The following is a 13668-nucleotide window of genomic DNA, read 5'->3' on the forward strand; positions in this document are numbered from 1 at the left end:
TTCCTTGCCCAACGAGAGGGCGCCGATGGGCGATGCCCACTGCGGGGGAGCCGTAGGCGCCCGGCGGGGATCAGGCGTGGTCGGCCAGCTCCGAGTAGCCCTTGGCCCGCGCGCAGTGGGCGCAGCAGAAGAACATCCCGTCGGTCTCCAGGCCGTGGCCCAGGATGCGGCACCCGCAGGTGTCGCAGATCGGCGCGAGCTTGTGGGCGGCGCACTCGAAGCTGTCGAAGACGTGCACCGCTCCCGCGGCGCGTACCTCGAAGGCCATCTCGTAGTCGTTGTCGCAGACCTCGCACACGGCCATGTCGTTCATCCCTTTGCTGATCGCCCGCCGCGAACGCGTCGTCCGCTGTCCGGCACTCGGCCGCCAGGATGCAGCACGACGGCCCCCGGTGGTCGGCAGCGCCACGGCCACACGGGCCGATCAGGGCCTGCGCGTCGCCCGCCGGGAGCAACCACCGGCGTCCGTTCAGCCGCCGTTGTCGACGCGCAGCCGCACCTGTTCCTCCAGTCTCGCCAGGCTGTCCTCCAGCGCCGAGCGCACGGTATCGGCGCCGGGGTCGTGGCGCTCGTCGAAGAACGACAGATGGACCGTCACCTCGCTGGAGCCGCTGCCGGCATCGACCACTTGCAGCCAGCCGGCGTAACCATGGCTGTCGCGCGTGCCCCACTCCAGGCGCAGTCGCTCCGGCTGAGCCCGGAACAGCGCGGCCGCGTCCTCGCCGGTGGTGTCCTCGTGCACGGTGACGGCCGGCAGGTCCTCGGCCTTCACATGCAGCTCCGAAGGCAACCAGCTGTCGAGCCGACGCACCTGACTGGCCTGGTCGAAGATGTGCTCCGGCAGCGCGGGCATCGTACGGGAACGCTCGTATTCGCTCATGCGCAAACCCCTCCTCACGTCAATGGCCTGCCTCTGGTGAGCCCCTGCCCGGTGGCGGCGCCCGGCAGCGCACAACCACCCGTTCGCCGCCGGCCGGCTCCGCCCATCGGCCCCAAGCGGCCCGTGCGTCGGCCTCCGGCCGAGTCACCGTCCGCACCGACGGTGCACCCGGCCCACCCTGCGCCCCGCTCGCCACATGGAGGAGTTCGGCGTGTCAGCGCTGACCCGCATCCCGCGGTGCGCTCCGGCCATTTCCCCAGGTCAGCACCCTCATTGGCGGGCCGGCCCAGCTGCGGCCACGCGTGGTGATGCCTTTGACAGTGCCCCGGGGGCGGTGTTTAGTGGCGGTGTCGGAAGACATGTTCCCCTCGTACCGTCCCGGCGGCGGCACGCCCGGGGAAATGCGAGAGCCTCACCCCCTCCGTGCCGGCCAAGCGCTCGGGGATGAGGCCCTCTGCAACTACGGCGGGGCCTCGACCACCGGGTCGGGGCCTTTGCTACAGGCGGTTCGGTCAGGTCAACAGCTCCCGCACGGCTCTGGCAACCGTGTAGAGCGGGCCGACCCAGCGGATCCAGCGGTAGAGCCGGTCCCACCTGTCGCCGTGGTGGCCCTTTGGAGCTCCCTCCATGAGGTCACCTCCCTCCCGGAGCCCGGTGTTGTTCGTGGACCCCATGGGCGACGCCCGCGAAGCACCGAACGGTCCCGGAATGGGAGTTGGTAGTGGTAGGTTACCGGGCCCGCGCGATACCCACATGACCCCGGGATACCCGCGATCCGCCCGAAACCTCGCACAGGCAAGCGATCTGAGGGGCCGCCAGGTTTCGCTTCGCGCCCTGGCTCGCCCGACGTGGATCTCCGCACACCGCTGCCACCAGCGGCTTTCCCCCTGGAGTCGGTCGCGGGGGCGTCGGTGGGGGAGCGGTGTGGCAGGCGGTGACGGCGGCGTGTGCGAGCGCGGTCCGATGGATGAAAAGTCATCCTCTCGTACCAACGGAACGCCGCGCGGAACACCTGCTGGAGGGGCGGAATCCGGGGTTGTGGTAATGACGTCCGGCCGGTGAGCCGGGCGCCGGCCGATCTCCGGAAGTCCCCCCGGAGGGCGTCCAGGGCCGCCTGCCACTCGGGCACGGCGCGCTCCGCCAGGTGGGCGTTGTGGCGTACGACGACCGGGCCTTCCGGCTCACCCGTCGCCCTCGCCCCGTACAGCGCGGCGATTTCCCGCCCGTGGTGCGCGGGCGGCTGCCGTGCCCGGGGGCGTCTATGACGGCGCTGTGGAAACCGCGGTCGGTCTTGAGCCGGTGCGCACGGCCAAATTCTTGTGTGTGCCGCCACCGTGACCCCTCGGAGCCACGTGCGCGCGATCGTCAACACCCATGTCCGCGGTTACGCGGCGATGTGTCGGGAGCCTGTCGGCGGTGTGTCGGTGGGGGCTGCGACCTTGGGTGGACCGGCGCCCCTCATGAGTATGTCACCGCCCCGTATCCGACCCTCCTCCGACAGGAGCCCCATCATGTCCACCACTCCTCGTATCGCGATCGTCGGCGGCGGCCTCGGCGGTCTCGTCTGCGCGCGTGTCCTTCAGCGGCACGGCGTATCCGTCACCGTCTTCGAGCGCGAGGCCACCGCTGACTCCCGCTCGCAGGGCGGCACCCTCGACATCCGTGAGGACACCGGCCAGGTGGGCCTGCGCGCCGCCGGCCTCTTGGATGAGTTCCTCGCGCTCTCCCGGCCCGAGGGGCAGGAATCGCGCCTCATGGACCGCTCGGCCACCCTGCTGCGTCACCACCTGCCCGAGCCCGGAGACACCGGTGCCCCCGAAATCGACCGAGGGCACCTGCGCACCCTCCTCCTCGACTCCCTCACCCCGGGCAGCGTGCGCTGGGACCACGCGGTCGAGAAGGCCGTGCCGCTGCCCGAGGGCACCGCCCGCCTGGAGTTCGCCCACGGCGGCGCTGAGGAATTCGACCTGGTCGTCGGCGCGGACGGCGCCTGGTCGCGGGTGCGTCGCGCGCTCTCGGACGCTCAGCCCGCCTACAGCGGCGTCATGTTCGTCGAGGGCCGCTTCAACGACGTCGACCGGCGCTTCCCCGCCATCGCCGAGCAGGTCGGTCAGGGCATGATGTGGGCCAAGGCGGGGCGCCTGAGCGTGGTGGCCCAGCGCAACGCGGGTGCCCACATACGTGTCTACTCCGCCTTCCGCGGCCCGCTCGACTGGCACGAGGGCCTCGACCTCGCCGACACCGCGGCCGTGCGCGCCCGACTGCTGGGCATGTACGAGGGCTTCGACGAGAGCTTGCTCGACCTGATGCGTGCCAACGACGGCGCGTTCACCCATTGGCCGGTGTACGTCCTCCCGGTCCCGCACACCTGGAACCGCGTCCCCGGCGTCACCCTGCTCGGTGACGCCGCCCACCTGATGCCTCCTGTCGGCGTCGGCGCCAACCTCGCCATGCTCGACGGCGCCGAACTCGCCCAGGCCGTCATCGACCGGCCCGGCATCGACGAGGCGGTCGCCGCGTACGAGAAGGTCATGCTGGCGCGCTCCGCCGACCAGGCCGCCGTGACCGCGGACATGCTCGCGACGCTGGTCCCCGACACCGACTCCACCGAGGCGGACTTCCCGGACTTCCTCGGCTGAGGCAACGCATGCTGCCCAGCTCCCTCGGCCAGGACGCCTTTGGGGCAGGGCAGTTCATCCCTGACGCCGCGGGAGCGGGGCGTGTATTCCGCCCGCCACGCGCAGTGCGGGCGGAAGCCGTGTCACCGGCCGCTCATCCTCCGCTGCGGGCGGCCGCCTTGGCCGTGGGGTCCGGGGTGCTGTGCCGTGTGAACGCCCACAGTGCGAGCCCGAGGCAGCTGAACGTGGCGCCCAGTGCGCATACGGCACCCCAGCCGGCCACTGTGTAGAGGGAGGTCGCGGCGATGGCGCCGGTGGCGCTGCCGATCGAGTAGAAGACCATGTACCCACCGATCAGCCGGCTGCCCGCGTCCGGGTGCAGCGCGTAGATCAGGGTCTGGTTGGTGACATGCACCGCCTGCACGGCGAGGTCGAGGAGGATCACCCCGGCGAACAGGGCCAAGAGCGAGCTGCGGGTGAAGGCCAGGGGCAGCCACGAGACGGCGAGCAGTGTCAGGGCGATGCCGGTGGTCCGACGGGAGAGTCCGCGGTCGTTCAGGCGGCCCGCCACGGTCGCGGCCAGGGCACCGGCGACACCGATCAGTCCCAGCGCCCCGATCGCGCTGTGGGAGAAGAAATACGGGGCTTCGCTGAGCGGGAGCGCGACGCTGCTCCACAACGTGCTGAAAGCGGCGAAGACCAGCAGGCAGAACAGGGCCCGGAGCCGCAGCAGCCGTTCCCGCGCGAACAGGGTGATCGTGGAGCGCAGGAGCTGGCCGTAGCGCAGGGGTGCCGGGGGAGCGGCGTTGTGGCGCGGCAGCACCCTGTACAGGACCAGGGCGAGCAGGGCGGTGAGCGACGCCGACGCGAGGTAGACGGAGCGCCAGCCCGCGAGGTCGGCCATGAGGCCGGACGCGGTGCGGGCGAGCAGGATTCCGATGACGACGCCGCTGGTGACCAGACCGACGACCCGTCCGCGTTCGGCGGGGGCGGCCAGTGATGCCGCGAAGGCCACCAGTGTCTGCGTGACGACCGCGAGCAGCCCTGTCGCGGCCATGCCCGCGAGCAGGACCGCCGCCGTGTGAGCGACGGCGACCACGGTCAGCGCCACGACCAGGAGCAGTAATTGGGCCACGACGATCCGTCGGCGGTCGGCCACGTCGCCCAGCGGTACGAGGAAGAAGAGCCCCAGCCCGTATCCGGCATGCGTGAGGGTGACGACGCTGCCGACGAGCGCCGGGCTCATGGCGAGGTCGTGACCCATGGTCACCAGGAGTGGCTGGGAGAAGTAGACATTGGCCACCGCGGCCCCGCAGGCGACGGCGAACAGCATGACGACACCACGTGACAGGGCGGGCGCGGGCCCCTCCTCGCTGCGGGCCTCGGTCCGTCGCGTCACAGCCTCACCGTTGCCGGGCATCGGCACTCCCTCCGATTATGGTTTCATCTTGCTACCAGTGGTGACGGTAACTTCCTTGGTAGCGTGTTGCAACCGATGTGAGAGTGAGGGACGCCATGGTGACCAGGACGCGCTTCGACGACAGCGAATGCCCCGTCGCCCGGTCGGTGGACGCGATCGGCGACTGGTGGTCCCTGCTGATCGTGCGGGACGCCTTCGACGGAAGCCGCCGCTTCGGGGAGTTCCAGCGCAGCCTCGGCGTGGCCAAGAACATCCTCACCGCGCGTCTGCGCACCCTGGTCGCCGGCGGTGTCCTCGAATCCGTCCCGGCCTCGGACGGCAGCGCCTACCGCGAGTACGTACTGACGCCGAAGGGAAAGGCGCTCTTCCCCGTCATCGTGGCGCTGCGGCAGTGGGGCGAACAGAACTTCTTCGCTCCAGGTGAACCGCACTTGGAACTGGTCGACCGGCGGCAGGGACATCGCCTGCGCACACTGGAGGTGCTGGCCGCGGACGGGCGGCGGCTGGACCCCGACGACACGGCCGTCCACAAGGTCTCCGCTCAGTGATGCCGGCCGGAGACTCGGAAACATCCGCGTGGAGCGGCACCCGAGGGGTGCCGCTCCACGCGGGGTCGGGCAAGGCGAAGCGCTCGCCGCCAGCGGCCGTCACCAGGGCACGCGCTCGTCCAGGTAGTTGAGGAATTGCAGGCCGGGTTCGCCGCTGTGGCGGTCGATCGTGTCCACCACGCCCGGGATGGACTGATCGATGGTCAGCGGCGCGTCCGGCCCGCCGAGTTCGGTGCGGACATGGCCGGGGTTGATGAGCAGGAGGGTGTGCGCGGCCTCGGCGTACCGGGCGGCGTAGCTGCGCATGAGCTGGTTCAGGGCGGACTTGCTGGCGCGGTAGAGGTCCTGACCGCCCCTGGTGTTCAAGCTGATGCTGCCCTGGCGCGAGGACATGACGCCGATGGTCCCGGTCGGCGTGACCAGCGAGCGGAAGGACTCGACCACGCGCATCGGGCTGAGCGCGTTCGTGACCATGACCTCGGTGAACATCTCCTCCGGGACCTCGCCGATCGGAAGGTCGCCCCGCGTGACGGCGGCGTTGACGAACAGCAGGTCGAGGGTGGTGCGCCCCGCCAAGCGGTCGCGCAGCGCGGTGATCTGTTCCGGCTTGGTCATATCCAGCGACTCGACGGTGACCCGGCCTCCGGACGCCTCGGCCAGGTCGTGGAGGCCGGTGCGGCGACTGCCGCGGACGGTTCCGATGACGTTCCAGCCGCGCCGCGCGTACTCGGTGGCCAGGCCGAGCCCCAGGGCGCGGGATGCCCCGACGATGAGGGCGGTCCTGGTGCTCATGCCTGGACCTCCGGCTTCAGAACCTCTTCACACCATGCGCGGAAGGTCGTCGGGCTCGGGTGATGAGGGGTGCGTCGTACGCCGTCGTCGAGGCCGTTGTCCTTGGAGCGCATCATGTCGACGTAGCCTTCCACGACCGCGTCCCCGAAGCCGTGCCCGGTGAGCGTGGCGCGCAAGTCGCCGAGCGACTGCCGTTCGTAGCGGACCGGGCGGCCGAGGACCTCGGACATGACGCGGGCGACGTCGTTCGCCGAGAGGTCCTCCGGGCCCAGCACCGGGACCTCGCCCGTTCCCGTCCACGAGCGGTCGAGCAACAGGCGGGCGGCGGCAGCGGCGATGTCCCGGGTCGCGGCCAGCGGCGCCTTGCGGCCGGCGGCGACGGTGCCGGTGAACACGCCGTGGTCGCGGATCGAGGCCACCTGCTGCAACAGGTTGTCCATGAAGGTGGGGTTCGCGAGCGCCCGGTAGGCCACGCCTGTACTCGCTATGAGGTCGTCCATCGCCAGCGACGCCGTGACGTGTCCGGCGCGGCCGGCGAGGGGGGTGCCGCGGCCGAGCGCCGAGACGCCGACGACGTGGCCCACTCCGTGGGCCGTGAACGCCTTCGCGGCGGCGCCGGTGAACCCGGAGTACGCCGCGTCCAGGCTCGGTGCCCGCGGCGGAGCCGGCGGGACCAGCCAGAAGACGGCGTCCGCGCCGGCGAAGGCCCGGTCGACGACCGCCGCGTCACCGTGCGAGCCGGTGACGACATCGACGCGATCGCGCACCGCGTCGGGGAGCTTCCCGGGGTCGCGCACGATGACGCGCAGTTCTTCGCCGCGCGTGGGCGCCTCCTCGAGCAGGGTGTTCAGAAGCCGGCCGCCGATCTGGCCGGTTGGGGCGGTGATGACAATCATGCGTGGAGTCTCACGGCGGGCCGTCCACGGCGTCCAATACCCTTCCTGGCGATTGATACCTTGAAGGCATGGACCTCGACCTGCGCAAGCTCCGCTACTTCGCCGCGGTGGCCGAGTGCCGGCACTTCGGCCGCGCGGCGGAACAGCTCTACATCACTCAGCCGGTGCTCAGCCGTCAGATCAAGGCCCTGGAGCAGGAGTTGGAGTGCGCGCTGCTGGTGCGGACCACCCGCAGCGTGGAGCTGACCTTCGCCGGGAAGCAGCTCTACGAGGAGGCGCGGGGGATCCTCGCGGCCGTCGACGCGGTGGTGCGGCGCGTGCACGACGCCGACCGGGGCATCCAGCGGCTGGTCGTCGCCTTCTCTCCCGGGCTGCGTGTGTCGGAGGCGATCCGGGCGTTCGCGGCGCGGCACCCGGACATCGAGACCGACCTCGTCCCCTCACGCTGGTGGGAGAAGGACGCGCCGCTGCGGGACGGCCGGGCCCAGGCCGGCTATCTGCGGCGGCCGTTCGACGACTCCGGGTTGCACACCATCCCCATCGGCCGCGAATCCAGGGTCGCCTGCATGCCCGCGTCGCACCCGCTCGCCTGCCGTGACGAACTCACCTCCGCGGATCTCGCCGACGAGCGGATGCTCGACACACCGACACGGCGCACGTCCTCACTCGAGGAGAAGTTCGAGCTCGTCGCCTCCGGGCACGGCATCGCGCTCGTCCCGCTGAGCGTCGCGCGCTCCTACTCCCGCCCCGACCTCGCCCACCTCCCCGTGACGGACGTCCCGGGGCTCGAGACGTGCCTGGCCGTCCCCGCGGACCGGCGCGAGAAGCTGCTGCGTGACTTCCTGGAGATCGCCACGGCCACGCTGCGCCACGCCTGAGCGGCCCGACGGCACCCGCGTCGCCCCGCCGTGGGGGGGAGAGGCGGGTGACGGCCGGATCAGCCGACGCTCGCTCATGCCGAACGGCGGGCGTGTGGTGTGTGGTTCGGCGCCTGGGTGCCGCTGTCGCGGCGTCGGGCGTGGCCGGTGTAGTCCTCGAGCGAGATGGCGCCGGCCGCGTGGGCGATGTCGGCGGGCGTGACCGTCCTGCCCTCGGACCTGTCCTGCGCGAGTCGCTGGTTGGTGCGGACGTAGCCCCGCATGACCTGCTCGTAGCGTGCGAAGGCTCGGCGGTGGTCGCCGTGGCTCTTCGCGAGTTCACCGACGAGTACGTAGGCGCCGACAAGGGCCAGGCTGGTGCCCTGGCCGGAGCGCGGCGAAGCGCAGTAACCCGCGTCGCCCACGAGGACCACCCGCCCCTTCGACCAGCGATCGAGGCGGATCTGGCTCATCGAGTCGAAGTAGAAGTCCGGCGCGTCCCACATGTCCGCCAGCAGGCGGGGCGTTTCCCACCCGACATCGGCGAAGCGCCCGGCCAGGATGCTCTTCTGCTGCTCCAGGTCCCGATGGCTGTAGTCGAGCGCCGGGGAGTGGAACATCAGCATCGCCCGCGCCTCGGTGTTCTGCCGCGCGCTGTAGACGCCGACCAGGCGGTCGCCGGGAGTGTGGTACATCTGCCAGCGGTCGAGGCCGAGAAAGTTCTCCACGCTGAAGATCGCGAGATAGCTGCCGAGGAAGTGGACGAACTCCGACTCCGGACCGAAGACCAGGTGGCGGACGCCGGAGTGCAGGCCGTCCGCGCCGATCACCAGGTCGAAACGGCGCGGAGAGTTGCTCCGGAAGCCGACCCGCACGGTGTCGTCTTCCTGCGCGATGGAGGTGATGACATCGTCGAAGAGATACTCGGTTCTGGAGCGGCTCGTGGTGAACAACAGGTCTGCCAGGTCGTCGCGCATGATCTCAACGTCATCATTGTCGATCAACCCGCCGGTCAGGGTGGCCTCGGTGGACCTGGACAACTCCTCACCCCGGCTGTCCACGAATGACATCCCGCGTATGTCGGTCTTCGCGGCCCGGATCTCGTCGAGCAACCCCATCCGCTCCACGACCTGTAACGCGGCGCCGCGGATGTCGATCGCCTGCCCACCCTTGCGCAGGCCGGGCGCCCGTTCCACGACCGTCGGCTGGAAACCCGCGCGCCGCAACCAGTAGGCCAGCGCCAGCCCCGTCACACTCGCTCCGGAGATCAGAACACTCTTGTTTTGCACGACACTCTCCCAGTACTGCCGACGTGTGTCTCGGTGACCGCGTTGTCCGCGCTCGCGGACAGGTCGAGTCTCGACAGGGGGAGCCGGGACGGCAATGCAAAGTTCGGCACGCAATCATTGCGTTCTGAGCAATACCTGGGAAGCGGCTGATCGCCCGGGAGTTCAGCTGATGATGTTGTCGGGGGTGCCGAGCCGGACGTGCTGCCCCTCGGAGGTGACCGTCAGCCCGGCCCGGTCGCGTTCCGCCCGTCCCCGCTCCTCCCGGGGCCGGAATGCCGCTTCCACCTCGTCCCCCAGGCAACGCGGCCCGTACTGCTCGACGGTGAAGGTGTCGCATCCGGGCACGTAGTCCACTGACGCCCACGGTTGCCGGTCGTCGCCGAGGAGCCACAGGGCGGCCTCGTCGCTGCCGTCGTCGGCTTCCGCGGCGAGAAGCTACAAGGAAAGCCGTGGGCGGTGCCAGGCCACGTAAGGGGCCAGTCGCATGTCACGCTCAGGTCGCGGCCCTCCCGGCATCGATCATCCCGCCGATGACTCGGCACCCTCCGCGCTTCGTGATGCGAGGACGGCGGCGGGGGAGGGCCATTTCCTATGGCAACGCAACCCCCGGAACGGGTGACGGGCCACGGCCGGGTGAATCGCACAAGACCGCCGCGAGCCCCCTGCCCTGTGCGGACAGGCGGATTGACGCGATGTCGAACTTCCACGCGACAAAGCGCCCTCTGGGGGCCGTGACAAACCCGATCGGGGGTCGTTTTTCCGATCGCCCGTCCGATCCACGCGTCAAAGAGGAGGCGCAGTGCCTCACCGTCACGCCCGCCGTGCCCCCGGGACGAGGACGGCCGTGCCGTTCGAACCCGGTACCTCTGCGGCCCCCTTGGGAAGGCACGCATGAACCATGGGGCCCGCTACCGGGGGTGTGGTCGACGGCGACCGGAGAGCGCGAGTGAACGAAGCACCGTAAACCAAGCCCACTGCCCATCATGCGAATTTCTCCTTCCGGAGGTGTGGTGTTCAACCGATTCGGAAAACCGGCCGGCAAGCCGGCCCTCTCCCGCAGTGAACAGCTGCTGTTCAGCGGGGCGTTGAGGCATGACAAGTCATGGGCGCAGTACGAGAACCCGTTGCTGCGAGTGTCGTTCTGGTCGATGGCGAAGCAGTTCCCGGCGATGATGGCGATCGTCGCGCGGGCCGCGTGGCGTGAGGACCGCCGGGCTCTGCTGGTGCTGCTCGGGGCGGAGCTGGGCATCGGGCTGATGCGGGCCTTCACGCTCGTGGCCACCAACCAGATCCTCGTAGCGATCTTCTCCGCCGGTCCCACCGCCGACCGGCTCATGGACGCCGCCCCCGCACTCGGCGCGGCGGCCGCGGTGACGGTGGCGTCCTCGGCGCTGTCCGCGGTGAGCGTGGCGGCGTCCGGGCGTCTGGAGCCGAAGATCGAGCGGGCCTGCACGGCGCGGTACTACCGGGGCCTGGCCCGGGTGGAGCTCGCGACGCTGGAGAACAAGGAGACCCAGCGGGCCCTGGACGCCGGCCGGTACGGCATCCGCTCCATCCGCTCGATGCTCGGCTCGGCCATCCAGGTCATCAACACCGTCATCGGTCTGCTGGCGGCGGCCGGGGTGCTGGTGCTCCTGCATCCCGTCCTCGTGGCCGCGCTGCTGCTGATCGCGGCGCCCAAGGCATGGGGCGCGGTGGCGGTCGTCCGCCGGAACTACGCCTCGCGCCGGGTCTGGCTCGACCACGTCCGGGCGACCGACATGATCACCTATCAGCTCTCCCGCCCCGAGGCCGGCCCGGAGATCAAGGCCCACAAGGCCGGTGATCTGCTGGCGGGAGCCTACGAGGACATGGCCGCCACCTCGGCTCTGGAGAAACAGCGCCTGGCCTACGCCGAAGCCGGTACCGACCTCGCGGCCTCGGCACTCTCCGGTGTGGCCGCGCTCATCTCCTACGGCGCCCTGTGGGCGTTGCTGTGGTACGGCCAGATCCCACTGGCGGCCGCCGGTACCGCCGTGCTCGCGGTGCGTACCTCGAGCCAGAACCTCACCGGGCTGGTGATGACCATGAACCGGCTCTACGAGGAGTCGATGTACCTGTCCGACCTGGAGACCTCCTACGAGCTGGCCGACCGCCACGCCATCCCCGCCGGCGGGCTGTCCCTGCCCGACGGCCCGGTCGAAGTGCGCTGCGAGAAAGTCACCTTCTCCTACCCGGAGGCCAAGCTGCCGGCCCTCGAAGAGGTCTCCTTGACGATCCCCGCGGGGAAGGTGGTGGCCCTGGTCGGCGAGAACGGCAGCGGCAAGACGACGCTGTCCAAGCTCGTGGCCGGTCTGTATCTGCCCTCACAGGGCCAGGTCTTCTTCAACGGCATCGACGTGCGCGAGGCCGACCGCGACGCCGTCTTCGGCCAAGTGGGTCTGCTGTGCCAGGACTTCCCCCACTGGTCCATGACCGCCCGGGCCAACATCCACATCGGCCGCTCCGACCAGGACCTCGACCAGAGCCGGATCGAGCAGGCCGCCGCCGACGCCGACGCTCTCGACGTCGTCGACTCGCTGCCCGACCGGTGGGACAGCATCGTCGTCAGCGGGTTCGAGCGCAGCACCCAGCTCTCCGGCGGGCAGTGGCAGCGCCTGGGCAGCGCCCGGGCCCGCTACCGCCGAGCCCCACTGATGATCGTCGACGAGCCGACCTCCGCCCTGGACCCTAAGGCCGAGATCGAAGCCTTCCAGGCCCTGCGGTCCCTGACCGACGACGGCACGACCGTGCTGCTCATCACCCACCGGCTCGCGGCCACCGCGACCGCCGACCTGATCTACGTCCTCCACGACGGGCGCCTGATCGAACACGGCAGCCACGCCGACCTGATGGCCCTCGACCAAGGCCATTACCGGACGCTGTACGAGTTGCAGGCCCGGCAGTACCAGGATGCCCCGGTGCCGGGGCCGCGACGGCCGGGCGACGCGGTGAAGAACGGCGGTGAGCGGTGAACGGCGCTCCGGCGGAGCCGTGTCGGAGGGCCGAGGCCCGCATCGCAGGTGTCGGCACCGTGCCCCACCACGCCCTGCGAGCCTGGGGCGGCATCAGTACCGAGACGAGGGGATGTCGATGAACGACATGACCGCCGAGCGCCAGGTGTGGACGGACTTCGGGCGCTTCCACCTCGACCGGGGGACCAACCCGCCCGAACCCGCGCGCGTGGACTGGGGGTTCTGGGGCGGGGGGCCCGGCGATGAGGTCCTCGGCGACCTCGCCGGCCGCCGGGTGCTCGACATCGGCAGCGGCACGGGCCGTTACGCCGTGCACCTGGCCCGCGCGTACGGCGCGGTCGTCGACGCGGTCGACGGCTCGCCCACGCAGCACCGGCGGGCACTCGACCGCTACGGCGTGGAAGAGCCGGGCGTGCGCTTCGTCCTGGCCGACATCCTCGATCACCTCCAGCGGGAAGCGGAGCCGTACGACGTCGCGTACGCGACGCACGCCTTCGGCTTCATCGACCCGCACCGGCTCCTCCCGGCCCTCGCCCCTCGTATCCGTCCGGGCGGCCGCCTGGTGTTCTCGGTGCTGCACACCAACCGGGACGGCCTCGGCCCGTCCCCGACGGTCGGTTCGCGCCCCGAAGACGTGCGCCTGGCCGACGAGGGCATGCTCACGACCCCGATGTGGGTCCTCACCCCCGCGCTGTGGGAGGACCTGCTCGTCGAGGCCGGCTTCCTCGTCGAGAACGTCACCCTGCTGCCGTCGCCCGTGGCAGACGACCCGGTGGTCTGCCTGTTGATCACCGCGCGCCGTCGGCAGGCCGTTCCGCGCGCCCGGGTGGCAAGCCGGCCGCGCGGTACGAACCCGCCCGTCGCCCAGACCGCTCTGGGGGTGTGCGTGATCGTCACCGACGACGCCGGGCGGGTTCTGCTGGGCCTGCACCGGTCCGGGGTCTGGGAGTGCCCTGGCGGGAAGGTCGACCCGGGGGAGTCCATCGAGGAGACCGCGGTACGTGAGCTGAAGGAGGAGACCTCGCTGTCCGCGCGAGCGGAGGACGTGGAGGTGGTCGCGCTGCTGCTGGACGAGGTCGGTGGCACGAACCGGGTGACAGCCGTCGCCGTCGTCGCCGCTCACACGGGGAGTCCGGTGGCAGCGGAACCGGAGCTGGTGGGCCGGTGGGAGTGGGCGGAGTTGAACACGCTGCCGAGCCCGCTCTTCGTCCCGTCGGCCCAGGGCCTCCGCGCGTGGCGGCCGGAGCTGCCTGTCGACCACCCGCGTGCCCACGTCTACCGGATCGGGTCGACGCGGGCATAGCCGGGGCCGGCGGCCATGTCTCCAAGGCCCCCGTGATCCAGTGGGGCTGCGACTGCGGGCCCGAGCGGACCG

The 13668-nt window shown here is 70.8% G+C and carries 12 protein-coding genes; 5 read left to right on the forward strand and 7 right to left on the reverse strand.

Annotated elements, in window-relative coordinates; all coding sequences use genetic code 11:
- Positions 1-70: 70 nt before the first annotated feature.
- Together ACH427_RS15855 and ACH427_RS15860 are read right to left on the reverse strand one after the other, a co-directional pair.
- Entirely contained in the window at positions 71-304 is a 234-nt protein-coding gene (locus ACH427_RS15855; protein ID WP_398870035.1) for a hypothetical protein, read from the reverse strand.
- Positions 305-469: 165 nt separating this feature from the next.
- A complete protein-coding gene (locus ACH427_RS15860) occupies positions 470-880 on the reverse strand; it encodes an SRPBCC family protein (RefSeq protein WP_398870036.1) in 411 nt (136 codons plus the stop codon).
- Positions 881-2391: 1511 nt separating this feature from the next.
- On the opposite strand from ACH427_RS15860, the gene ACH427_RS15865 reads away from it, so the two are divergent.
- Positions 2392-3519: an FAD-dependent oxidoreductase gene (locus tag ACH427_RS15865; protein ID WP_398870037.1), complete on the forward strand. Its 1128-nt coding sequence runs from the start codon at positions 2392-2394 to the stop codon at positions 3517-3519.
- A gap of 133 nt (positions 3520-3652) precedes the next feature.
- Here the strand turns inward: ACH427_RS15865 and ACH427_RS15870 are convergent, their stop codons facing one another.
- The gene (locus tag ACH427_RS15870; RefSeq protein WP_398870038.1) at positions 3653-4918 is read right to left on the reverse strand and encodes an MFS transporter; all 1266 of its coding nucleotides are present in this window, start codon (positions 4916-4918) and stop codon (positions 3653-3655) included.
- A 95-nt stretch (positions 4919-5013) separates the two neighbouring features.
- Here ACH427_RS15870 and ACH427_RS15875 point away from each other — a divergent pair, with 95 nt between their 5' ends.
- Positions 5014-5466, forward strand: coding sequence for a winged helix-turn-helix transcriptional regulator (locus tag ACH427_RS15875; protein WP_398870039.1), 453 nt, complete (start codon positions 5014-5016; stop codon positions 5464-5466).
- A 99-nt stretch (positions 5467-5565) separates the two neighbouring features.
- Here ACH427_RS15875 and ACH427_RS15880 read toward each other — a convergent pair whose 3' ends face one another.
- Both ACH427_RS15880 and ACH427_RS15885 read right to left on the reverse strand, forming a co-directional pair.
- Positions 5566-6258 (reverse strand): SDR family NAD(P)-dependent oxidoreductase, encoded by a 693-nt coding sequence (locus ACH427_RS15880; protein ID WP_398870040.1) that lies wholly within the window; start codon positions 6256-6258, stop codon positions 5566-5568.
- On the reverse strand, positions 6255-7154 hold the full coding sequence (locus tag ACH427_RS15885; RefSeq protein ID WP_398870041.1) for an NAD(P)H-binding protein: 900 nt from the start codon (positions 7152-7154) through the stop codon (positions 6255-6257). The genes ACH427_RS15880 and ACH427_RS15885 overlap by 4 nt, the downstream gene beginning before the upstream one ends.
- A 68-nt stretch (positions 7155-7222) precedes the next feature.
- On the opposite strand from ACH427_RS15885, the gene ACH427_RS15890 reads away from it, so the two are divergent.
- Positions 7223-8032, forward strand: coding sequence for a LysR family transcriptional regulator (locus ACH427_RS15890; RefSeq protein ID WP_398870042.1), 810 nt, complete (start codon positions 7223-7225; stop codon positions 8030-8032).
- 74 nt (positions 8033-8106) lie between these two features.
- On the opposite strand, the gene ACH427_RS15895 is transcribed toward ACH427_RS15890, so the two are convergent.
- Together ACH427_RS15895 and ACH427_RS15900 are read right to left on the reverse strand one after the other, a co-directional pair.
- Positions 8107-9300: an FAD-dependent monooxygenase gene (locus tag ACH427_RS15895; RefSeq protein WP_398870043.1), complete on the reverse strand. Its 1194-nt coding sequence runs from the start codon at positions 9298-9300 to the stop codon at positions 8107-8109.
- Positions 9301-9462: 162 nt separating this feature from the next.
- On the reverse strand, positions 9463-9654 hold the full coding sequence (locus tag ACH427_RS15900; protein ID WP_398870044.1) for a hypothetical protein: 192 nt from the start codon (positions 9652-9654) through the stop codon (positions 9463-9465).
- 656 nt (positions 9655-10310) lie between these two features.
- On the opposite strand from ACH427_RS15900, the gene ACH427_RS15905 reads away from it, so the two are divergent.
- Together ACH427_RS15905 and ACH427_RS15910 are read left to right on the forward strand one after the other, a co-directional pair.
- A complete protein-coding gene (locus ACH427_RS15905; protein ID WP_398870045.1) occupies positions 10311-12293 on the forward strand; it encodes an ATP-binding cassette domain-containing protein in 1983 nt (660 codons plus the stop codon).
- Positions 12294-12411: 118 nt separating this feature from the next.
- Positions 12412-13596 carry a bifunctional class I SAM-dependent methyltransferase/NUDIX hydrolase gene (locus tag ACH427_RS15910; protein WP_398870046.1) on the forward strand — a complete coding sequence of 395 codons (1185 nt, stop codon included), beginning with the start codon at positions 12412-12414 and terminating at the stop codon, positions 13594-13596.
- The last annotated feature ends 72 nt before the right edge of the window (positions 13597-13668 follow it).

The organism is Streptomyces sp. NPDC020379 (assembly GCF_044387105.1).
In the GTDB taxonomy this organism is placed as follows: Bacteria; Actinomycetota; Actinomycetes; order Streptomycetales; family Streptomycetaceae; genus Streptomyces.